Annotated in this window: 17 protein-coding genes; 5 read left to right on the forward strand and 12 right to left on the reverse strand. The window is 52.2% G+C overall.

Going from position 1 to position 21,721, the window contains the following annotated elements; genetic code table 11:
- The first annotated feature begins 178 nt into the window (after positions 1 to 178).
- Positions 179 to 1,549: a methyltransferase RsmF C-terminal domain-like protein gene (locus tag E5354_RS13615; protein WP_135947802.1), complete on the forward strand. Its 1,371-nt coding sequence runs from the start codon at positions 179 to 181 to the stop codon at positions 1,547 to 1,549.
- Here the strand turns inward: E5354_RS13615 and E5354_RS13620 are convergent.
- The 12 genes from E5354_RS13620 to E5354_RS13675 all read right to left on the reverse strand — a co-directional run bounded on the left by E5354_RS13620 (position 1,521) and on the right by E5354_RS13675 (position 15,642).
- Positions 1,521 to 2,765 (reverse strand): glutamate-5-semialdehyde dehydrogenase, encoded by a 1,245-nt coding sequence (locus E5354_RS13620; protein WP_123397239.1) that lies wholly within the window; start codon positions 2,763 to 2,765, stop codon positions 1,521 to 1,523. The genes E5354_RS13615 and E5354_RS13620 overlap by 29 nt on opposite strands.
- 33 nt (positions 2,766 to 2,798) lie before the next feature.
- Positions 2,799 to 3,347: a hypothetical protein gene (locus tag E5354_RS13625; RefSeq protein ID WP_123397240.1), complete on the reverse strand. Its 549-nt coding sequence runs from the start codon at positions 3,345 to 3,347 to the stop codon at positions 2,799 to 2,801.
- Positions 3,348 to 3,378: 31 nt separating this feature from the next.
- Positions 3,379 to 4,467, reverse strand: coding sequence for a glutamate 5-kinase (gene proB, locus E5354_RS13630; RefSeq protein WP_135947803.1), 1,089 nt, complete (start codon positions 4,465 to 4,467; stop codon positions 3,379 to 3,381).
- Between the two features lie 16 nt (positions 4,468 to 4,483).
- Positions 4,484 to 6,142, reverse strand: a complete 1,659-nt coding sequence (locus E5354_RS13635; protein ID WP_123397242.1) for an AMP-binding protein — start codon at positions 6,140 to 6,142, stop codon at positions 4,484 to 4,486.
- A gap of 37 nt (positions 6,143 to 6,179) precedes the next feature.
- Positions 6,180 to 6,734, reverse strand: coding sequence for a helix-turn-helix domain-containing protein (locus E5354_RS13640; protein WP_123397243.1), 555 nt, complete (start codon positions 6,732 to 6,734; stop codon positions 6,180 to 6,182).
- Between the two features lie 238 nt (positions 6,735 to 6,972).
- Positions 6,973 to 8,016, reverse strand: coding sequence for a ketol-acid reductoisomerase (ilvC, locus tag E5354_RS13645; RefSeq protein WP_123397244.1), 1,044 nt, complete (start codon positions 8,014 to 8,016; stop codon positions 6,973 to 6,975).
- 22 nt (positions 8,017 to 8,038) lie between these two features.
- Positions 8,039 to 8,803 (reverse strand): acyl-[acyl-carrier-protein] thioesterase, encoded by a 765-nt coding sequence (locus E5354_RS13650; protein ID WP_123397245.1) that lies wholly within the window; start codon positions 8,801 to 8,803, stop codon positions 8,039 to 8,041.
- Positions 8,791 to 9,342: an acetolactate synthase small subunit gene (ilvN, locus tag E5354_RS13655; protein ID WP_123397246.1), complete on the reverse strand. Its 552-nt coding sequence runs from the start codon at positions 9,340 to 9,342 to the stop codon at positions 8,791 to 8,793. Before ilvN ends, E5354_RS13650 begins: the two co-directional genes overlap by 13 nt.
- Before the next feature lie 13 nt (positions 9,343 to 9,355).
- On the reverse strand, positions 9,356 to 11,071 hold the full coding sequence (gene ilvB, locus E5354_RS13660; protein WP_123397247.1) for a biosynthetic-type acetolactate synthase large subunit: 1,716 nt from the start codon (positions 11,069 to 11,071) through the stop codon (positions 9,356 to 9,358).
- A gap of 45 nt (positions 11,072 to 11,116) precedes the next feature.
- A complete protein-coding gene (gene ilvD, locus E5354_RS13665) occupies positions 11,117 to 12,940 on the reverse strand; it encodes a dihydroxy-acid dehydratase (RefSeq protein ID WP_123397248.1) in 1,824 nt (607 codons plus the stop codon).
- Between the two features lie 294 nt (positions 12,941 to 13,234).
- On the reverse strand, positions 13,235 to 15,145 hold the full coding sequence (locus tag E5354_RS13670) for a family 43 glycosylhydrolase (protein WP_135947804.1): 1,911 nt from the start codon (positions 15,143 to 15,145) through the stop codon (positions 13,235 to 13,237).
- 107 nt (positions 15,146 to 15,252) lie between these two features.
- The gene (locus tag E5354_RS13675) at positions 15,253 to 15,642 is read right to left on the reverse strand and encodes a hypothetical protein (RefSeq protein WP_135947805.1); all 390 of its coding nucleotides are present in this window, start codon (positions 15,640 to 15,642) and stop codon (positions 15,253 to 15,255) included.
- 1,081 nt (positions 15,643 to 16,723) lie between these two features.
- On the opposite strand from E5354_RS13675, the gene E5354_RS13680 reads away from it, so the two are divergent.
- The 4 genes from E5354_RS13680 to E5354_RS13695 form a co-directional block, all read left to right on the forward strand.
- Positions 16,724 to 19,033, forward strand: coding sequence for a TonB-dependent receptor (locus E5354_RS13680; RefSeq protein WP_135947806.1), 2,310 nt, complete (start codon positions 16,724 to 16,726; stop codon positions 19,031 to 19,033).
- A 645-nt stretch (positions 19,034 to 19,678) separates the two neighbouring features.
- Complete coding sequence (locus E5354_RS13685; protein WP_135947807.1) at positions 19,679 to 20,185, forward strand: hypothetical protein; 507 nt, start codon at positions 19,679 to 19,681, stop codon at positions 20,183 to 20,185.
- 211 nt (positions 20,186 to 20,396) lie between these two features.
- A complete protein-coding gene (locus E5354_RS13690; RefSeq protein WP_168353912.1) occupies positions 20,397 to 21,383 on the forward strand; it encodes a hypothetical protein in 987 nt (328 codons plus the stop codon).
- Between the two features lie 139 nt (positions 21,384 to 21,522).
- Positions 21,523 to 21,721 (forward strand): hypothetical protein (locus tag E5354_RS13695; protein WP_135947809.1); only part of this gene is annotated, 199 nt, incomplete at its 3' end.

The following is a 21,721-nucleotide window of genomic DNA, read 5'->3' on the forward strand; positions in this document are numbered from 1 at the left end:
CCCGCCACGCCGATGGTACTGCGAAAGTGGGAGAGTAGGTAACCGCCCCCTTCACGATCAGGCCGACTGCACATCGCAGCCGGCCTGATTCTTTTTATACCCCTTCCTGTTTTTGGTTTTATTATTTGACCGCTACAACGTGATATGCTATATTTGCATAATTAATACGCTATAAGATATGACGCTTCCTGAAGGTTTTGTATGTGAATTTGAAGGGTTGGCCGAGGGCTTGCTGATGGAGCCGTCGGTGAGTGTGCGCTGCAATACGGGCAAGGGTGTTTCGCCATTGTGTGATGCTTCACTTGTGCCGTGGTGCGGTTCGGGATTTTATCTGGACCAACGACCCGCATTTACGTTTGATCCTGCGATGCATCAGGGATTGTACTACGTTCAGGATGCCTCATCGATGATACATTCGCATATCGTAAACCGTATCGCCGCAGATCGCAGTCAGCTGACGCTCCTTGATGCTTGTGCGGCTCCCGGGGGAAAGACCACGGCTGCCATAGATTCTTTGCCTCACGACGCGTTTGTTGTCGCTAATGAATATGTGCCTGCCCGAGCCGAGATATTGCGGGAGAACTTGATTAAATGGGGTTTTCCGCACACTCTTGTAAGTCGCGGCGACACGGTGCGCTTTTCCAAGTTGAAATCGGTATTTGGCATTGTTATGGCCGACGTTCCCTGTTCGGGTGAAGGTATGTTCCGCAAGGAGCCCGAAGCGGTGAAGCAATGGTCGCCTGCGCTTGTCGAAGAATGTGCCGTGCGTCAGCGTGAGATTGTCGATAATATATGGCCTTCGTTGCGCGAAGGCGGTTATTTCATATACTCCACATGCACCTTCAATGCCCGGGAAAATGAGGATGTGGTGCGTTATATTCTCGACAACTACGATTGTGAGGTTGTCGACATGGATTTTCCTGCCGAGTGGAATGTGATTGAACGTGACGGCTGCTATCATTTCATTCCGGGGCGCGTAAGAGGCGAGGGATTGTGTGTTTCAGTGCTGCGCAAGGGCGGAAATCCCGACGGTCGCAGTGAGAAACCTGTGAAAGCTGAAAAGCGCTCCAAGGCCGCTGTTGATGTGAGCCGGTGTCGTGAATGGATTACCAATCCTGACGACTACAACCTTATTGTAGAGAACGACAGGGTGATTGCATTGCCTGCTGACCGTGTCGCACTTGTAAAGAAGCTTTCCGATACTCTCGATGTGCTCTATAAGGGTGTGGAGGTGGCTGTTATCAAGGGGCGTGACATTGTCCCATCCCATGCCTTGGCTATGTCACAGCTGCTGCGTAGTGATGCTTTCCCCACGGTGGAGATTGACTATCCTGCGGCAATGAGCTATCTGAGGCGCGAAACAATAACATTGGAGGATGCGCCGTCGGGCTACATCCTCCTTCTATACGATGGCGCTCCTCTTGGATTTGTGAAAAATCTCGGAAAGCGCGCCAATAATCTATATCCTCAAAACTGGCGTATATTGTCGGGACACATCCCCGAATCGGCCCCGACAGTCGTTACCAGCGGGTCTGGCCGTCGCCTGTGATTATGTATTTATAGGTCGTTATCTCGGGAATTCCCATAGGGCCGCGTGCATGCAGCTTCTGGGTCGAAATACCTATTTCGGCTCCGAATCCGAATTGCCCTCCGTCAGTGAATGAGGTGGAAACATTGGCATATACACACGCTGCGTCAACCTCCTTCAAGAATCGGTCGACGGCTGCTTTGTCTTCGGACACTATGCACTCGCTGTGGCGCGATGTGTGCTCGTTAATGAAATTTATTGCCTCGTCAATTCCCTCCACAGTGGCTATCGACATTTTATAGTCGAGCCATTCACGACCGAAATCGCTTTCGGTTGCGTGACATAGGTGAGGATATTTGCCATAGAGCACGGCGTAGGCTTCATCGTCGGCATATATCGTAACGTTCTTTGTCGCGAGTTGGCTGCATATCTCCACAAGAGCATCGAGTCGTGAGCGGTCGATGACGAGGGTGTCGAGTGCGTTGCACACGCTGACGCGTCTTGTCTTTGCGTTGAACACGATGTCACGCCCTTTCTTTATGTCACCCGACTCGTGGAAATAGGTGTGACATACTCCCGCTCCCGTTTCGATGACTGGAACACGTGCCGTGTCACGCACATATTCGATAAGCTTTTTCGATCCGCGCGGAATTACAAGGTCTACATAACCTACGGCGTTAAGCATCTCGGTAGTCGCTTCATGCGACACGGGCATCAATGTCACTGTAGCTTCATCCCATCCCTGTTGAATGAGTGTGTCACGCAAAAGTGTCACTATGCATTCATTGGTATTGTATGCCTCACTTCCTCCTTTCAGCAGGCATGCACTTCCGGCCTTCAGACATAGCGAGAATATATCCAGCGTGACATTGGGTCGAGCCTCATACACCACACCGATTACACCAAAAGGCACGCTCACTTTGTCGATTTTCATCCCGTTGGGACGCACCGTCGACGACAGTACTCGGCCGAGAGGCGATGGCAGCGACGCTACCGATCTCATGTCGGATGTTATGTCGCTTATTCGCTCCGGTGTAAGCTGAAGGCGGTCACGCATGGGATTGTCCTCGGCCATGCGCGACAAGTCACGACTGTTGGCTTCCAATATCTCCGCTGCGTTACGATCAACAGCATCGGCTACATGACGCAGCAGCGATGAAATTTGTTCATCGCTGCGCAAAGCGAGGTTGCGTGCCGCATGGCGCGCAGCCTCGAAAATCGGTTTTTGTGATGTCATTTTGGTTTATCTTTATTTGGGGGATGTCTTCGGTCATCTTCCTTTTAGTAGTTCACGCAACTCTCCGTCAACTTTCTTGGCTTTCTTTACCACCTCCTTGTTGTCGATGAAATACACGCAGGTTGTAAACTGCGTCGCGCCTTCCTTGTTGGAGTCCTTGACATATTCGAGCATAACGATGTTGCCGTTCTTTGAACGCCACATCAGGTTGGAATCCATCGACTGAATCTTTATGGGATCGCCGTAGAGGTCGGTGAGATGCGTGCGGGCAGTGTTGAATGTCGTCCTGTCGTCGTTGGTTGTCGACTTCAGGAAGCCCACCTGATATAGTTTGTCGTTGAAGAAGTCGAGCACTCCGCCGTTCCATTCTATACCGGCCCATTGTGCTGGTGAATAGTAGAACTTCTTCTCGTTTTCGTTGTCGCTATTGGTGTGCTTGCGCGGAACATCGCCGATTGCCTCGACGCAACGGTCAAATTTCCATCCGAATTTTATGCCGTTGACTCCGGTGAGTTTCTCGGCTGCATAAGTTGAAAACAGTGCGATTGCAACAGTGATGAGAGTGATAGATAAGCGTTTCATACGGTTGTAATATTATTTTAGTTTAAGTGGGTTAATCGTCGATATACAGATAATCGCTGTGAATGAGCGGACGACCTCCGCGACCGCCCATGAGCTTGCGCGCGTCATCCGACTTGTAGCTTGTACGGCCCCATGCTATGACCTTTCCGTCGGCATCGACCACACGCACAATGTCGTCCTTCTCAAAGTCACCGTCGATGGCGGTGACGCCTACCGGAAGAAGACTTGCACGTGTAGGCGCAAGCATCGCCTCGGCTGCTCCCTCGTTGACAGTGATGCTCCCTTTGGCAAATCCCTCGCTGTGGGCGATCCACTTCTTGACGCTTGATGTGGGAGTGGCTGCGGCGTGAAACAGGGTGTGAGGCACCGCGCTCTTTTTGTCCATAAGATCGAGCAGAATGTCGTCGCGCTTTCCGTTGGCGATGATAACGGCGATGCCCTCCGATGCCACTTTGCACGCTATGCGATATTTTGTGGCCATGCCTCCGCGACCGGCCGACGACTTGCTCTTGGCTATGCAGCCCGATGCGTCGGCAGCGTCATGAATGTCGGTTATGAGCCTTGTGCCGGGACTGAACGGGTCACCGTCATATACTCCGTCGATATTGCTCAGTATTATCAGCGCCTGCATTCCCATCAACGAGGCTATGAGCCCCGAAAGCTCGTCATTGTCGGTAAACATCAGTTCGGTCACCGACACGGTGTCGTTCTCGTTTACGATGGGAATGACATTGTTGGCAAGCATCACATCCATGCAGTGCTTCTGATTGAGATAGTGACGACGTGTGGAGAAATTCTCCTTTGTGGTGAGAATCTGTCCGCACGCAATGCCGTGGTCGCGAAACAGCTCATAGTAACGGTTGATGAGCTTTGCCTGGCCTACCGCCGAATATAGCTGCCGTGCCGACACCGAGTCGAGCGATTGTGAAAGTCGCAGTTCGCTTCGTCCCGACGCTACCGCACCCGAGGATATCAATATGATCTCCATGCCTCGGCGATGCAGTTCGGCAACCTGATCGACAATTGACGACATGCGCGTGATGTCGAGCGTACCGTCCTTTCTCGTCAGTACGTTGGAGCCTATCTTAACGGCGATGCGTCGGAGCGATTTCTGTGTCATACAATATCAACAACACTTATTTACCCGCTTTGTTGTCGCGAATGGCTACTCGGCGTATTTTTCCACTTATTGTCTTGGGCAGTTCCTCCACAAATTCCACTATGCGCGGATACTTGTAAGGTGCCGTCACATGCTTTACATGATCCTGTATCTCTTTTACGAGCTTCTCTTTTTCGTATTCCAGATAATCTTTCGCAAGCACGATGGTTGCCTTGACAACCTGTCCGCGTATATCGTCGGGAACACCGGTGATGGCACATTCCACTACAGCGGGGTGGGTCATGAGCGCACTTTCCACCTCAAACGGGCCGATGCGGTAGCCCGATGACTTTATCACATCGTCGGTACGGCCTACAAACCAGAAGTAGCCGTCCTCGTCACGCCATGCCACATCGCCGGTGTGGTAGATGCCGTCGTGATATGCCTCATGGGTGAGTTCGGGGTCGTGGAGATACTCCTTAAACAGGCCGAGCTGCTTCTTGCCGTGAGTGCGCACCACGATTTCGCCCTGCTCTCCGTCTTCGACCGGACGGCCGTCGGGAGCTATAAGGTCGATGTCATATTGCGGACCCTTCTTGCCCATCGAGCCGGGTTTCGGTTCAATCCAGGGATAGGTGGCTATGGTGAGTGTGGTTTCAGTCTGTCCGAATCCCTCCATCAGCTTGATGCCTGTAAGCTTCAGCCACTCCTCGTAGACGCTCGGGTTGAGTGCCTCGCCGGCGATTGTGCAGTATTTGAGCGACGAAAGGTCAAATTTTGAGAGATCCTCGCGTATGAGGAATCGGAACACCGTAGGAGGTGCGCAGAATGAGGTGATGCCGTAGTTGTGTATCATGTGAAGCACATCGACCGGCTCGAATTTCTCGAAGTCATATACGAATACGTTGGCTCCGGCCAGCCACTGTCCGTAAAGCTTTCCCCACACTGCCTTTCCCCATCCGGTGTCGGCGAGTGTCAGGTGCAGGCTCTTTTCATTCAGGTTGTGCCAGAAGCTTCCGGTGATTATGTGACCGAGGGGATAGGTGAAGTCGTGAGCCACCATTTTTGGCTCGCCTGTTGTGCCCGATGTGAAGTAGAGAAGCGATATGTCGTCGTTGGTGTTGACCTGTTCGGGACGGACAAACGGCTTTGCCTCGTCGATTGACTTGTTGAAATCGTACCATCCTTCGGGTATTATCGGTCCGGTGGATATGAGTGCCTTTACCGTGGGGCAGTCGGGCATGGCCTTCTGGATGTGGTCCACGACTATTTTGTCGCCCGTGGCCACGATAGCCTTGATGCCTGCCATTTTGCAGCGGTAGATGATGTCCTTCTCGGTGAGAAGGTGGGTTGCCGGAATCACTGTAGCTCCGAGTTTGTGAAGGGCTATTATCGAGAACCAGAACTGATAGTGTCGCTTGAGAATGAGCATTACCATGTCGCCGCGACCTATTCCGAGTGACTGGAAAAACGATGCCGTCTTATCGCTCTCGCGCTTTATGTCGGCAAATGTGAATTGAATCTTTGCACCACGGTCGTTGGTCCATAAAAGGGCCGGTTTGTCGGGTTCTATAGCTGCCCATTCATCGACTACATCGTATCCGAAGTTGAAGTTCTCCGGCACGTTTACGTGGAAATTCTCCATAAAGTCCTCGTAGGACTCAAAGCTGGTCTTGTCAAGAAATTTCTCAAGCATGATTGTATGTAATAGACTGTAGATATTTTTCCGTTGGTTATGATATTATGGCTATCAATCTCACACGCTTTCCTCCCATGGCTCGCAGTCCGTGGGGACGGCGTGCGTCAAACATGATGCTGTCGCCGGGATACAGTACATTGACCTTGCCGGCAATCGATATTTCAAGCTCGCCTTCAAGGATGTAGTTGAACTCCTGTCCCAGATGGGTGTTGAGCGTTATCTGGCTGTCGGATTCGGTAGGCTCCACCGTTACGATGAAGGGTGCCATTATCCTGTGCTGGAATCCTGCGGCGATGTCCTGGTAGCTGTAGGCTTTGGTGCGTTCCACCTTAACGCCTCGGCCGGCACGGGTTATGTAGTAGGAGTGCATTTTGGGCTCTTCGCCAAAAAGCAAGGCGGTGAGTTCTACTCCGTAGGTAGTGGCGAGTTGATGAAGAAAGCTAACCGGGATGTCAGATGTGCCGCTCTCATAGAGGGCGAGGGTTTCGGGACCGATTCCACACTGAACAGCCATCTCTTCAACTGTAAGATCGATGGCGTCGCGCAGGCCGCGCAGTCGTTTTGCCACTTGTTTTATATGGTCCATAATGTAATGTCGCCTATTTTTTGTTTCGCAAAGTTAAACAAACTTTTTATATTAAAGTTGACGGATTGTTGTAAAAATAGCAGTGTTGCACACAATTTGAAACTTTGTGCAACTATTTGTTGCATACATTGTTAGCTTTTGTGCAATATTGCTGTCATCCGTCTTTAAAAACACATGACGAGTCCGGATTCCTGTTGCTCCGGGCTCGTCATGCCTGTATCATTTCATGTCGAAATGTTGATTAGTTGTTCTCGGGACGGAGCTTGCGCACTGTAACGGCAGTCTGCCACATTTCGCTTTCGCGGAGTGCCTTGAGTTCCTCCTCAAGCTTTTCGCGATAGTCGGGCTTGGAGTTGCTGTCGATTGAAATCTGAGCTTCGTTACCGCTCTTTACACTCTCGTAGAGCTTCTGTACGACGGGCTTGATGGCATCGTGGAACGGGCCCATCCAGTCGAGTGCGCCGCGCTGTGCGGTGGTCGAGCAGTTGGCATACATCCAGTCCATACCGTTCTTTGCAAACAGAGGCATCAGCGACTGAGTGAGTTCCTCTACGGTTTCGTTGAAAGCCTCCGAGGGAGTGTGGCCGTTTTCGCGAAGCACTTCATACTGTGCAAGGAGCAATCCCTGGATTGCGCCCATCAATGAGCCGCGCTCACCGGTAAGGTCTGATGTAGCCTCACGCTGGAATGTGGTTTCAAAAAGATAGCCTGAACCGATACCGATTCCGAGGGCGATTGTGCGAGCTTCGGCACGGCCGGTGGCATCCTGATAGATAGCGTAGGATGAGTTCAAGCCGCGGCCTTCAAGGAACATGGTGCGCAGTGATGTGCCCGATCCCTTGGGCGCAACGAGTATTACATCGATATCCTTGGGAGGAACCACGCCTGTGCGGTCGCTCCAGGTGATTGCAAAGCCGTGTGAGAAATAGAGTGCCTTGCCGGGAGTGAGATACTCCTTGATTTTGGGCCACACCGACATTACGGCTGCGTCCGACAGGAGGCACATGATGATTGTGCCGCGCTTGCAGGCCTCTTCGATGCTGAACAGTGTTTCTCCGGGAACCCATCCGTCGGCTACTGCCTTCTGATAGGTCTTGCCTTCGCGCTGGCCTACGATTACGTTGAAGCCGTTGTCACGCAGGTTCATGCTCTGGCCGGGACCCTGTACGCCGTAACCTATCACGGCAATGGTTTCGTCCTTAAGTATCTCTCTCGCCTTTTCCAAAGGAAACTCTTCGCGGATGATTACATTCTCTTCTACTCCGCCAAAATTCATTTTTGCCATAATTGTAATATGATTATAGTGATTAATTGTCGTTATTGCTGTTGTTGCGTTTTGTATATATTATGCGTGCACGTGTGTGAACCGACTCCTTACCAGCGATTTCACACAGATAGGTGTCATCGCCAGCATCGTGGATTTTCACTTTGACTTCATCGCCGCAATAGGCTTCGTGTTGATAGGATATGTCAAATCGCTTGATGCGGTATTCGTCATGGAAATCCATGTCCCATTGGTTGAGATAAAGCTCCATGTAGCGCACGGCGTTCACGTGACGGTTGAAGTCGCAGTCGCAGTATCGGAACCGATAGTCGTTGCTGCGTGTGCCCTCGTCGCCTAAGGCGGTCATGCGCGGCTGCTTATCGATAGGGCATCGCCGCTCCGACACTACATCGCTCAGCGACTCAAGGGCCTCGAGCGCTCCGCTCTCGCGTCGGCGTATGTTGATGGGCACCCACACCGAGCGGCAGTGTCCCAGCACTTCGCCCGACTCGGCGGTCAGCTCAAAGTTACGCTCCGAGAAGTGTCGGTTGAAGCCTTCGATCCAGGTGCTGAGCGAGTAGCTCTCGTTGATGCCCGGATAGCGGTACATCTCAATCGACAGTCGCGACAGCACCCATGTTAGGCCGTCCTCAACGAGGCGCGCATAGCCCACATCGAGCAGGTTGGCGTGCATCGTGGCTATGTCGATGATACGTCGGGCAACGAGTGTCACAGGCATCTCCTGCTGCGGATTGCACTCGCCGGCCGGGAGGAAATAGGATTCGGTGTACTCTTTTACCCGTTGCATTGCTTCTCCTTGCGTTTGTCCTGATCTTCAAGATACATTGTCAGGTACTCATGGGGCGACTTGGTGATTGCCACGCGTCCCGAGCGCACAAACTGACGGATGTCATACTTCTTCAGCTCGTCAAAAAGGGCTTCGGTTTCGTCGGAATGGCCGGTCTTTTCAAGCACGGTGTATTCACGCGTAATTTCAAGGATGCGCGCGTTGTGGGCGCGTATTATGAGTTCCACATTCTTGTCGTCGAGCAACTGAAGGGTAGGCACCTTGTAGAGGGCCACCTCCTGATACACTATCTCGTCATCGGTGTAGAGAAACGATTTCAGCACATCGATGCGCTTCTCTATCTGCTTGACCACACGCTCCATCATGTCGCGGTTGCTGTAGCAGGTTATGGTGAACTTGTGTATCCCCTTGATCGACGAGGGACTCACCGACAGGCTCTCTATGTTGAGGCACCGGCGGGTGAATATGATTGAAATCTGATTGAGCAGTCCCACCTGATTTTCCGAGAAGACTGTCACTGTGTATAATTTCTCTTCCATTTTCAAAGCGGGTTTATTCGGTTGGATAACATTCCGACGCGTTGAGCATGATGTGGTCCACATTGGAGCCTGCGGGAGTCATGGGGAATATCATGTCGTGCTCGTCGATATTTACATTGATGAGGTAGGCTCCGTCGTGGTTGAGCATGCGCTCTATGGCTCCGTCAAGCTCCTCGCGGCACTTTACCTCTTCGGCACCGAGTCCGTAGGCCTTGGCTATCATCACGAAGTCGGGATTCACGAGCGGTGTCTGCGAGAATCGGTCGTTGAAGAATAATGCCTGCCACTGGCGCACATTGCCCAGGAAGTTGTTGTTGAGCAATATTATCTTCACATCGGTGTGGTACTCGAGTATCGTGCCGAGCTCCTGTATGGTCATCTGAAGGCCGCCGTCGCCGGTGAAGAAGCACACAGTGCGGTCGGGGGCGCCCATCTTCGCGCCTATGGCTGCCGGAAGTCCGAATCCCATTGTGCCGAGGCCGCCCGAGGTGAGTATGCTTCGGGGTTCGGTGTACTTGAAGTAGCGGGCCGAGAGCATCTGGTTCTGGCCTACATCGGTCACCACGATTGCATTGTGGCCCGTGGCTTCCGACACGCGGTTTACAACCTCGCCCATCGTCATGCGCTCGCCGGTGGGATGGATGGCCGGCTCGATTACCTTCTCAAGCTCAACCTTCTCGGGCTGCTCGAATGTGCCGAGCCACTCGGTGCGCTTTTTCGGCTCGATGAGCGGAATGAGCTTCTTGAGCACCTCACGGGCGTCGCCGTGTACCGTGGCGGTGGTGGCGATGTTCTTGTCAAATTCCGACGAATCGATGTCGATGTGTATGATTTTGGCATTAGGGGCGTAGGTCTTCACATTGCCCGTGATGCGGTCGTCAAATCGCATTCCTATCGCTATTATCGCGTCGGCGCGGTTGGTGTTGATGTTGGGGCCTATGTTGCCGTGCATCCCCAGCATGCCCTTGTAGAGCCTGTGCGACGACGGCATTGTCGACAGTCCCAGAAGGGTTGCGGCTACAGGAATGTCGCCTTTTTCGGCAAACTCGGCAAGCTCTTTCTCGGCATTGGCTATCATCACGCCGTGACCCGACAGAATCATGGGGCGTTCCGAGGCGTTTATTATGTTGGCGGCCCGCTGAAGATCGGTGTCGTCGATTTCGGGATAGGGGATGTAGGAGCGTATGTAGTCACACTTTTTGTAGTTGAACTCCGTGAGTCCCACCTGTGCGTCCTTGGCGAAGTCGAGCACCACAGGGCCGGGACGGCCTGTCGATGCAATGTAGAATGCTCTCGCTACGGCCGGAGCTACATCCTCGGGACGGCGTATCTGGTAGCTCCATTTCGTGATGGGCTGTGTGATGCCCACCACATCGGTTTCCTGGAAGGCGTCGAAGCCCAGGAAGGGGGTGGCCACCTGACCGGTGATGACCACAAGCGGAGTGCTGTCCATCAGCGCGTCGCTGAGGCCGGTGATGACATTGGTAGCCGCCGGGCCCGAGGTCACTATTACAACGCCCGGGCGTCCCGTGACGCGGGCATATCCTTGTGCGGCGTGTGTCGCGCCCTGTTCATGGCGCACGAGCACATGCTTTATCTGGTCCTGGTAGTCATAGAGCCTGTCATATACGGGGATGATTGATCCGCCCGGATATCCGAAAACGAGGTCTACACCTTCGCATATCAGCGATTGAAGCAATGCATCGGCTCCTGAAATTTTTTCTTTCATATATATGTCTTTATCCTTTTTTGACAGTAGATGTGTGATGTCGTGCTACTCTCTCACTCCGCCCTTGTCGGCCGAAGTCACCATCGAGGCGTAGGCCTTGAGGGCCTTCGATATGACGCGGTCGCGCGACACGGGTGTGAACGCATCCTTTCCGCGGGCCTCCTCCTGCTTGCGGCGTTCGGCAAGCTCTTCGTCGCTGATGAGCACGTTGATAGTGCGCTCGGGAATGTTGATGTCGATCATGTCGCCGTCGCGCACAAGTCCTATATTGCCTCCTGCGGCGGCTTCGGGCGATATGTGGCCTATCGACAGGCCCGAGGTGCCGCCCGAGAATCGGCCGTCGGTTATGAGCGCGCACTCCTTGCCGAGGTGCTTCGACTTGATGTAGCTGGTGGGGTAGAGCATCTCCTGCATTCCGGGACCTCCCTTGGGGCCTTCGTGAGTGATGACTACCACATCGCCGCTCACTACCTTGTCGCGGAGTATTCCGTCCACAGCCTCTTCCTGCGACTGGAACACCTTTGCCGGGCCGCGGAAGTGGAATATGCTCTCATCAACGCCGGCGGTCTTTACAACGCATCCGTCGGCGGCTATGTTTCCTCGCAGCACTGCAAGGCCGCCGTCCTTTACGTAGGCGTGGTCGAAGTCGCGTATGCAGCCTCGGGCGCGGTCGGTGTCAAGCTCAGAATAGGTGCTGTTCTGTGACCCGAGCACCAGGTTGCGGCCTCCGCCGGGTGCGCTCAGCCACAGTGTGCGGGCCTCGTCGCTCACCTTCTCGCCGTCGATTGCGTATAGCTTTACTGCTTCGGCAAGGGTGTGGCCGTCGACACGTTTTACCGAGGTGTCGAGCAGGCCGCGGTCGGCGAGTATCTTCATTATCGACAGGATGCCGCCGGCGCGGTTCACATCCTGAATGTGGTATTTTGAGTTGGGAGCCACCTTGCACAGCACCGGAGTGACGCGCGACAGGCGGTCGATGTCGTCCATCGTGAAGTCGGCTTCGGCCTCGTGGGCTATGGCCAGCAGGTGAAGCACGGTGTTGGTGGAGCCGCCCATCGCTATGTCGAGTGTCATTGCGTTGAGCATTGCCTCGCGGGTGGCTATGTTGCGGGGAAGCACGCTCTCGTCATCGTCGTTGTAGTAGGCGAGGGTGTTCTTTACGATTTGGCGGGCCGCCTTGCGGAACAGCTCTTCGCGCTGACGGTGGGTGGCCACTATGGTGCCGTTGCCGGGCAGTGCAAGGCCTATGGCCTCGTTGAGCGAGTTCATCGAGTTGGCGGTGAACATTCCCGAGCAGGAGCCGCAGGTGGGACAGCCTTTCTGTTCGAGCAGGGTGACGGTGTCGTCGCTCACCGTGTCGTCGGCTGCATCGATCATTATGTCGATGAGGTCGAGCGGACGGTCGCCGAGACGCCCTGCCTCCATGGGGCCTCCCGACACGAATATCGCCGGGATGTTGAGTCGCATGGCTGCCATGAGCATTCCGGGGGTCACTTTGTCGCAGTTGGATATGCACACCATCGCGTCGGCCTTGTGGGCGTTGACCATATATTCCACCGAGTCGGCGATGAGGTCGCGCGACGGGAGTGAATAGAGCATTCCGTCATGTCCCATCGCTATGCCGTCGTCGATGGCTATAGTGTTGAACTCGGCGGCGAAGCATCCCTGTCGTTCAATCTCCTCTTTGACGATCTGCCCTATGTTGTGCAGATGTGTGTGACCCGGAACAAATTGGGTGAATGAGTTTACTATGGCTATTATAGGCTTGCCTATCTGCTCCTCTTTCATGCCGTTGGCGCGCCATAGGGCGCGGGCTCCGGCCATGCGGCGGCCTTGGGTGCTGGTGGCGCTGCGTAGTGGTCTGCTCATAAGTGAATATTTCCTTTCCTTCAAAAATTAATCAAGATGCCTCTCAAGTCGCTTATGGCGAATGGAGAGGCATCTCTATATGGTTTGACATTTACATTGCACGCAACCGCTTACCCCTCCTGTTGGCTTAGGACGGTAATGACGACGACTTGAATAATCGACGAAAGATGCGTGGTGATGTTGTTCATTATTCTTAATTGTAAGTTAGTGACGCAAATTTATTACATTTTGAAATATAACGCAAATAAATCGCCAAAAAAATGATAAATTTCATCGCCGATTGTCATCGTTGTGTCACTTTCGGGCTGCGGGCTCGTATAGTCTGACATAATCGATTTCGTATTTCATCGGAAAACATTCGGGATCGGGAGTTCCGCCGTTGTCACCTCCTATGGCCAGGTTGAGCAGCAGATATTGGGGTGAGGTGAAGGGGTTGGTGCCGTTGCCCTGCTTTCCGTTTACGGTGCTGCTGAGGGGTATTATGTTGAGCAGCTCGCCGTCGAGATAGAGCTTGATGTTCTCCTCGTCCCAGTCCATACGCCAGATGTGGAATTTCTCGGCCCAGAACGGGTCGGTATCGGTGAAGTGGCTGTAGGGTATGCGCTGACTGTTCCACTTGGCCTGATATGGCTTGTCGGTGCCCCACGCCGCGTTGGCGAGTATGTGGGGTTCGCCGTTTATGCGGTAGTACTCCATGACATCTATTTCGCCGCATGAGGGCCAGGGTTGCTTTTCGCCTAAAAGCCATATTGCGGGCCATGAACCGCCTCCCACCGGTATGCGTGCGCGCACATCCAGTCGTCCGTAGAGCATATCCTTGGTGCCCTGTGTCTTTACGCAGGCCGATGTGTAGTCGATCGTCTTGCGCGACTTGCGCCAGTCGTTGGTGTCGGCATTGGCCGAGTAGGTGGGATTGGGGCGGTTTTCGCTGCGGGCCTCGATTACGAGGAGGCCGTCGCGGCAGTTGGCGTTTTCAGGCTGATACCACTGCAGCTCGTGATTGCGCACAAATCCGTTCTCGTAGCTCCATATCTTGGGGTCGGGCTTGCCGTCGCGGTCAAACTCGTCGCTCCACACCATGCGCCATGCCTCGTCGCCCGATGCCTCGCCTCGCTCGCGTCCCATTATATAGGGTGTGCCGTCGGAGCGGAACTCTATCGGCAGCCATATATGGCGTGAGTTGCCGAGGTCCTTGGGGTTCCATATATCGGCCATGAAGGTGAATCCTCCTTCGTGGGGCATTATATAGGTGCTCTGGCCGCCGAAGGTTATGTCGGCGTCCGGTCCCACGCAGGGGTTGGGCAGCTGTGTCCATGTGCCCATGATTGAGTCGGCGCGCATGAGGCGGGCGGTGTTGGGTGCCCAGCCGGTGCATCCCGATGTTATCATCCAGTAGGTGCCGTCCTTCTTGAATATGGCCGGAGCCTCGTTGTGTCCGCCGGGGAATATGCGTATGTAGCGGCCCGTGTGACGCTCGTAGGTCGAGTCGAGTTCGGCTATGTTGAGCGTGAGGTTCTCCTCGGCCGAGTAGATGTGGTAGGCTTTGCCGTCGTCATCGACAAATACGGTCATGTCGCGCGACATCTGTCCGCTCTCGTGGTCGCGCTTGTTGAGCATTCCTTGGTTTATGGCTTCATACCACTCGGGTGTCCACCACTCGAGCTCTACGCCGTCCCAGTTGCGGGCGCGGTCGGCTTCGCTCATGTTGAGTGGATATATGCCGGGATTGACACGTGACGATGACGAAAGCTTGAACGGCCCGAGCGGATTGTCGCTCGTGGCCACTCCGGCTTGTGCGGCGGCATAGCCCTGTCCCTTAAGCTCGTTGTGAAACCACATTACAAACCGTCCCGTGGCGGGGCAGTAAATCACCTTGGGGCGCTCGATTATGCAACCCTCCTCGATGGGGCTGCCGGCTTCTTCGGTCACTGAAAGCACGATGCCGCGGTTGGTCCAGTTGCGCAGATCGGTCGAGGTGTAGCAGGCGACTCCGCGCTGTCCCTTGCCGGGACGGCCTTCACCGCGGTGTTCGCCATACCAGTAGTAGGTGCCGTCATGCTCCATTATCGCGCCTCCGTGGGCGTTGATGTGATTGCCCTCGGTGTCGGGAAAAACCTCGCCGTTGACAATCGGGGGAGTGACGGCGCACATTGCCGTCACTCCGGTTGCGGCAAGCATCATCGCCGCAATCACTAATTTTTTCATAATCTGTATATATCTGAATTTGGATATTTGTGTCGTGTTATTTTCCGTTTTTCAGCCTTATCACGGTCATTGAGTACTTGGGCAGTGTCGTGGGAATGGCTGAGCCGTTAACCTTCAGTGTCGAGGTCACGGAAAAATGTCTGCGGACGCCAGTCGATTAAGTTGTCCGAAACAGCATGGGCGTATGTGCCTCCCGAAGGAGTCACCTGCCAGATGGCGTGCCACTTCTTGTCGCCGTTGGAGAAATAGAGTCGGGGCGAATACATCTTCTTGGATGTACCCGAACCGCCCCACGAACCGAAGTCCGATGTCACGAAATTCATTCCGTCGCCGAGCGAGGTCCAGTTGACGCCGTTGTCGCTCACAGCCAGGCGCAGACCGCTCTTGCCTGATTCGGCGTATGAGAATATGTAAACAGAGTCGGGCACTTGTGCTGTCGTCGACAACCACGAAGCGGCGCACATTAATGCACTTGCAATGATTTTGGTTGGTAGCATGGTTATGGATAATGATGATTTAATATTGGGTTAACTTAACTGATACAAAGATAAAAATTTAAATCCATTTCCCCAAGCCCCACCCCAATTCCCGCCTTCACCCCGCACCCGCCCAGGGCGCACACCCCGCAGCCCTGCATTATGCCGAAGGCATTACATGTCTTTAACCGCGGGTTGGCCGTAGGCCTACCCGTGGACGCGAACGACCCCTCGTCCCTCAACCCCTTGCGGGTTGCACTCCATACACCAGCACACCTCCGACCTCCAACTCGGCATTAACCCGGGGAATATTCACTCCTATCCATTTGTTACATACGAAACATAACGCTCAATCCTCGCATCGACATAACACGCTATCCCCAAGCTCATTATCCCAACCCTGCAAAATATCTGCGAAATGCGATTTGTAACATTTTTCATTTGCGAAATATTTGCGCAATCGAAAATTTGGATATTAAAGCTAATTTAACTCTCTTTGCAAAAACAAAAAATCATCCACGTATATGAAAAAATGCAAGAACGATTATCATTCTGTCAAGAATCTGTCAAGGCCCCAAAATGAACTTGTCAAGGATTTGTCAAGGAAAAAATTTGCGAAGATAACCCCATTTAACTTCATTTGCGGAAGAAATTAAACACAAATGATAACAACTGCAATCCCGCGCCTCACGGCTTATCAACTAACACCAAGCAAGTTAAGCCGATTTTGCGAATTTTTGCGAAATTCACAATTGTTAAATCTTAAGCTTTGCGAATTTTTGCGAAATTGAAAACTTGCAAATATAAACAACGATTCATTCCTTTGTATGCAAATAAAACGACAATGAAACCATTCATCCCATTTTCAACACCCCGAAGCATGATGTTGAATTATATGATTAATCATCAGCGCAATAACTATCAGCATGCACACTTTTTGCACACTGCCGGAATAGCTCATGTGCAAAATGCACACTTTTTGCACACTGAAAAATTTTGATTGATAAACTTATTTTACTCCCTTTGCATCAATAAAAAGCCACTCTCCCCACTATTCGTAATATAATTACCAATTTACAACGATAACAAACCAATAACAACAATGCGCATCAGTATAAAAATTCTATCTATCACATTAGTTGCAATCATTTCGGCATTGACCGCCGAGGCTTTCACAGTGCGCGGACGCATAGTCGACAACACCCTCAAGGACCCGGTGCCGGGAGCCATAGTGACAATCGCATCACCTGACTCAACCGTAATAGCACGCGGAACATCCGACGGCAAAGGAACATTTACCGTCAATGTCGACAGTGTCACTGAGCAGCTCATCATCACAGTGGACGCCACCTCCTATAGCCGCCTGTCGCTCTCACTTTCAGGGGCAGGTAGCGACATCGACCTTGGAAGCGTGGCCATGTCACCCTCAACAATCGGGCTGGCCGAAGTGACAGTGTCGGCCAAGGCCGTAAATCGACTTACCGACCGCACCATCCTCATTCCATCGGCTGAGGAGATTAAGCGCGCGCCGGGCATGATGGGACTACTGAACTCATTGTCGTTCAAGTCGCTTGAGCTTAAGGTAAACTCACTCACCAACACAATAACAATCAACGGACAGAGTGCAAAGATACTCATCAACGGCGTACAGCGCCGAATCGAGGACCTCACGGCTCTGATTCCTGAGAACATCGCCAGGGTAGAGTACTGCAGCTACCCCGATGTGCGCTACGGGGCATGCTGGGTCAACATCATAACAGTGCCTGTCGACAAGGGAGGAAGCGTAATGGCCTACCTGAATCCGGCATTGACCGCAAAACGCACCTCGCAGCAGGTAGCGGCATCCTACCGACACGGAGCCAATGAAGTGTCAATCAACTACTCGGGAGGGTTCCGCGACTCCGACAAGGAGTATTCCCACAAGGAGGAAGAGTACATAGGAGGCGGCAACGCCACCCGCCTGTACTATCACGGACTTCCGTCGACGACAATCGACCGTTACAACAGCCTGCGCATCGACTACACGCGACAGCCGTCGGACAAGCGCATATTCATCGCGTCGCTGCTGCTTGACCAGCATAGCCAGAATCAAGACGAGGACACCGAAGTGCAGGAGATAAGTTCCTCCTACACCGAACGTACAAGCCGCGACTTCAAGTCGCTCGCGCCCACTTTCGACCTATACTATCGCGAAAACACAAGCGCCAACGGCGTGATGGAGCTGAATGTCACAACCTCGCTCAGCCGTGGCGACTACTACCGCGACATATTCAACACCACGGGCTACTCCGACCTCAATAAAATCAACAACACAGCATGGTTCATCGGCGGTGAGGCCCTCTACTCCCACCGCTACTCGTCGGTAAGCACCCGATACGGAATCCAATACCGATTCACCAACTCCGACCGAAAGACCACGATAAACAACGGCAACCCGATTGCCGACGATGCAAGTTCGCATGTCTTCTACGGCTACGCCTCAATAGGCGGACGACTGTTCGACATCGGCTACTCGTTTGCTGCCGGACTTCGCTACAATCGTGTCACAAGCTCAATGCTAAGACCCAGCCTCACTATGTCGCTAAACCGCTATTTCGGCAACGACTTCAGTGCGGGATACCAGCTTCAGTGGCAGCCGTCGTCACCGGGCCTGTCACGCTATTCCAATGTGTTCACACCCGTAAACGAGCTCCTATACCGCACCGGTAATCCCGATCTCAAGTCAACGACAACCACCTCCAACCGACTGTCGATCCAATACGGCCACGGAAAGTTCTACGCTTCGGGCGAAGTGTTCTACCGTTATGTAAAGCGACCGATAATGAACGTTTACAGCTATGTCGACGACCCCTCGTCGGAAATCGCCGGCAAGTTTCTAATGCGCCCCGAAAACTGCCACAACAACCGCCGAATAGGCATGTCACTCTCGATGAGCGTCAACAATCTTCTCAACCATCTGTCGCTCGCAGTGTGGGGTGGATGGGGCAAATACTCCACCCGCGGCGAGGGATTCCGATACGAGAAATGCACCTGGAATGCCGATGCACAGGCATCCTTCTACTGGGACACATGGACGGTAAACGCCAACTTCACCCTCATCCCGGGATACCAGTTGAGCACCAACAGCCTCAGCGAAAGATCGCGATTCAGCAGTGTGGATGTCAGCTACCGCTATCGCCAATGGACATTCTCGGCATCGATATCACAAATATTCTCAAAGCACGGCATCAGGCAGCGAAACTGGGTGCTGTCGAGCGTACACCCCGAGTACTCCGACTATTACCTGAAGAACTTTGCCAACCTCGTAAGCATCGGTGTGCGCTACAGCCTTAACTTCGGAAAGAGGCTCCGCAAGGGCAACCGCTCAACCTCAAGCTACGGCATCGATTCCGGCGTCAACATAACCTACTAATAAACCTTTAGCCACCAAATAACCCCGCATTCGCCCCGCGCCTCTCCCCGCGCAGCGCACCCGCAAATGCCCGTGCCCTCGCCCCGCGCAGCGTAGGGCGAATGCGTCCGCAGCCCCCCGCGTCAGCTCCCGCACCGCGTCCGCTCCCGCGTCAGCGCAAATACCCACCCGGTATATGCCGAAGGCATTACATGTATTTAACCGCGGGTTGGCCGTAGGCCTACCCGTGGACCCCGCGTTAGCGCCAAAGCTGCAGAGCAGCTTAATAGCGTTAGGCCCGCGCAAGGCCGCCGTTAGGCGTCCGCAGCACGGGTATAGGATAAAGCGATATAGAAAGAGGGCTACGTAGTTGCCCAATAACCCACACCCTCAAACGCCGCTCCCATTAGATAACATCATTCTATTGGGCAGCTAACGCAGCCCTCTGGGATGGTGGGGCACGACATGACCTCACGCTGCACGCACCTAAAGGCGCGTTTGCATGAGGCTAACCCTATTGAGCAGCTACGCAGCTCTCACGCTATCGCGGGGATTTGATGATTGAGCGGAGGTCACTCGGAGCACACGCACGCCGCATATCCCTCCCCTCCGCTCTCCACATTTATTGGGCGAAATTCGCGGATTATTCGTATATTCGCGGAAGCTATGAAGCATTTGTTACTCATAATTGTCGCCGTAGTGTGCATCGCCGTCGTCGCCGGGTGTGCCGACAACTCGCGTCTACGCGACCACATCGACCGCGCCGGAAGGCTCGCCGACACCTGCCCCGACAGCGCAATAGCGCTCCTCGACTCACTGTCACCCGCCATCAATCAAGCCGACAAGGCAACGCGGATGCGTTACGATCTGATGCTAATAAAATCACGCGACAAGGCCTACATCGAGCACCGCAACGACTCAATGATCGCCCCCGTGGTCGAATACTTCACCGACCACACCGACCCCGATCTAACACCGCTTGCCCTCTACTACGCCGGACGAGTCTACAGCGACCTCGGCGACGCCCCCCGCGCCCTCGACTACTATTATAACGCACTTAATTCCCTCAATGACAATCCGGAAAACAATATGATGCGATATCTAATCTCCGGACAGATTTGGAACAATTTTTCAGCAACAGGACATATACGTAAATGCAAAGTATTATTTTGACATTGCCCACAAATGCGCTAAAGAAATGCATGACACAACACGCATTGTCAGGATACTTCTTCAATCTGCGATATGCTTTCGCCAACTTGGCAAACCAGACTGCGCACTAATATGCTATAACAAAGCTTTGGAAAATCAATCGAGGCTAAATGACTTAAAAGGACTTAACCGAGTACGTTCGCAAATTGCATCATATTATATTCAATTGGAAATGTTTGAAAAGGCCGATTCAATATTCAAACCGGTTTTGGAATGCTATCCTTCCGACATAGAGCAGCAGGTACACTCAATAGCTTCCAATATTTATATCGAACTAAATGATACAGCCAAGGCGCTACCTCACATTCATTGGATGCTCGACAGTGGTTCATTACTCAATAAGAAATCGGCAAGCGGTTTATTGGCCAACATTGCAATGGAAAAAGAAGATGTGTCGCAAACCGTAAAATACATAAACATGTATATACTATATAACGATTCATTAAATAAAGGTTATAACAATGAGGAACTTGCCAAAATAAATGCAAAATACAACTTCGCTATTCGCGAACGAGAAAATGAGAAATTGTCAGCGCAAAACGCAAGAAATCAATTCTATATCCTGACATTGCTGTTAATACTCATAATCGTGGCTGTATCGGCAACTGCATGCATCATATATCTAAAGAACAAGCGTTTGCAAGCTATCAATGAATATCAAAAGATACAACGTATAATCGACAACAGCGACATTGGTGTTAAAAAGCACCTCTCAAAGAAAAAAGAAGAACTTGATTTGATACAGAATTATACATCCGTCAACGATAAAAGCGTTCAAATCAGTTCTCAATTTTGCAACAAACACGATGCAATCATTGATAGCGAACCTGCGGTTTCCATATTCCTAAGCCCAATACTACTTAAATTCAAAAGTAATGGATTTCGACCTCAGGAAACGGATTGGGGAGAGCTTATGAAAGAGATAGAATCAGCATACCCATCATTTTTTGAAACATTGAGTTATATCGGAGTACATAAAACTAACGATCTTAGAGTATCTATGCTTATAAAAGTGGGGTTTGCTCCAGGTGAAATAGCCCCGATAATGATGAAAAGCTTTAGCTCAATTTCATCGATACGATCACGATTATATCAAAGGTACTTTAAAAAAGAGGATTCTGCATTTAAGAATTGGGATGACTTTATAGGTTCATTATAAAGGAGTTATTGAGAGCTTGTAAAATTTTGCGAAATTAACACTCGTTAAATTAATGGTTTTGTAAAATTTTGCGTAATTAAAAACTTGCAAGTATAAACGAGCATTCATTTCTTTGCAAGAAACCAATAACCCTAAAATTATGAAACATTTCCTTTGTGCAATAATGATGATATTTTCATTAGCACTATTTGCAAAAGAAAAGCCAATAAACGTTGAACAAAGCAAAGAGCAACAAACGATTGTTGATCGTTCATTAGGTTACTCTCCTTATGTCACCATCGACGACAATGATGTGTTACGCGTATATGGCGAATACAGTGATAATGTAACTGTAGTTG

The organism is Muribaculum sp. NM65_B17, from assembly GCF_004793735.1.
GTDB lineage: Bacteria > Bacteroidota > Bacteroidia > Bacteroidales > Muribaculaceae > Muribaculum > Muribaculum gordoncarteri.

What these genes read in the sequence shown, in the direction of transcription:
- E5354_RS13615 (WP_135947802.1), top strand. Translation starts at nt 179, where the DNA reads ATGACGCTTCCTGAAGGTTTTGTATGTGAATTTGAAGGGTTGGCCGAG.
- E5354_RS13620 (WP_123397239.1), bottom strand. Translation starts at nt 2,765, where the DNA reads ATGACATCACAAAAACCGATTTTCGAGGCTGCGCGCCATGCGGCACGC.
- E5354_RS13625 (WP_123397240.1), bottom strand. Translation starts at nt 3,347, where the DNA reads ATGAAACGCTTATCTATCACTCTCATCACTGTTGCAATCGCACTGTTT.
- proB (WP_135947803.1), bottom strand. Translation starts at nt 4,467, where the DNA reads ATGACACAGAAATCGCTCCGACGCATCGCCGTTAAGATAGGCTCCAAC.
- E5354_RS13635 (WP_123397242.1), bottom strand. Translation starts at nt 6,142, where the DNA reads ATGCTTGAGAAATTTCTTGACAAGACCAGCTTTGAGTCCTACGAGGAC.
- ilvC (WP_123397244.1), bottom strand. Translation starts at nt 8,016, where the DNA reads ATGGCAAAAATGAATTTTGGCGGAGTAGAAGAGAATGTAATCATCCGC.
- E5354_RS13650 (WP_123397245.1), bottom strand. Translation starts at nt 8,803, where the DNA reads ATGCAACGGGTAAAAGAGTACACCGAATCCTATTTCCTCCCGGCCGGC.
- ilvN (WP_123397246.1), bottom strand. Translation starts at nt 9,342, where the DNA reads ATGGAAGAGAAATTATACACAGTGACAGTCTTCTCGGAAAATCAGGTG.
- ilvB (WP_123397247.1), bottom strand. Translation starts at nt 11,071, where the DNA reads ATGAAAGAAAAAATTTCAGGAGCCGATGCATTGCTTCAATCGCTGATA.
- ilvD (WP_123397248.1), bottom strand. Translation starts at nt 12,940, where the DNA reads ATGAGCAGACCACTACGCAGCGCCACCAGCACCCAAGGCCGCCGCATG.
- E5354_RS13670 (WP_135947804.1), bottom strand. Translation starts at nt 15,145, where the DNA reads ATGAAAAAATTAGTGATTGCGGCGATGATGCTTGCCGCAACCGGAGTG.
- E5354_RS13675 (WP_135947805.1), bottom strand. Translation starts at nt 15,642, where the DNA reads ATGCTACCAACCAAAATCATTGCAAGTGCATTAATGTGCGCCGCTTCG.
- E5354_RS13680 (WP_135947806.1), top strand. Translation starts at nt 16,724, where the DNA reads ATGCGCATCAGTATAAAAATTCTATCTATCACATTAGTTGCAATCATT.
- E5354_RS13685 (WP_135947807.1), top strand. Translation starts at nt 19,679, where the DNA reads ATGAAGCATTTGTTACTCATAATTGTCGCCGTAGTGTGCATCGCCGTC.
- E5354_RS13690 (WP_168353912.1), top strand. Translation starts at nt 20,397, where the DNA reads ATGTTTGAAAAGGCCGATTCAATATTCAAACCGGTTTTGGAATGCTAT.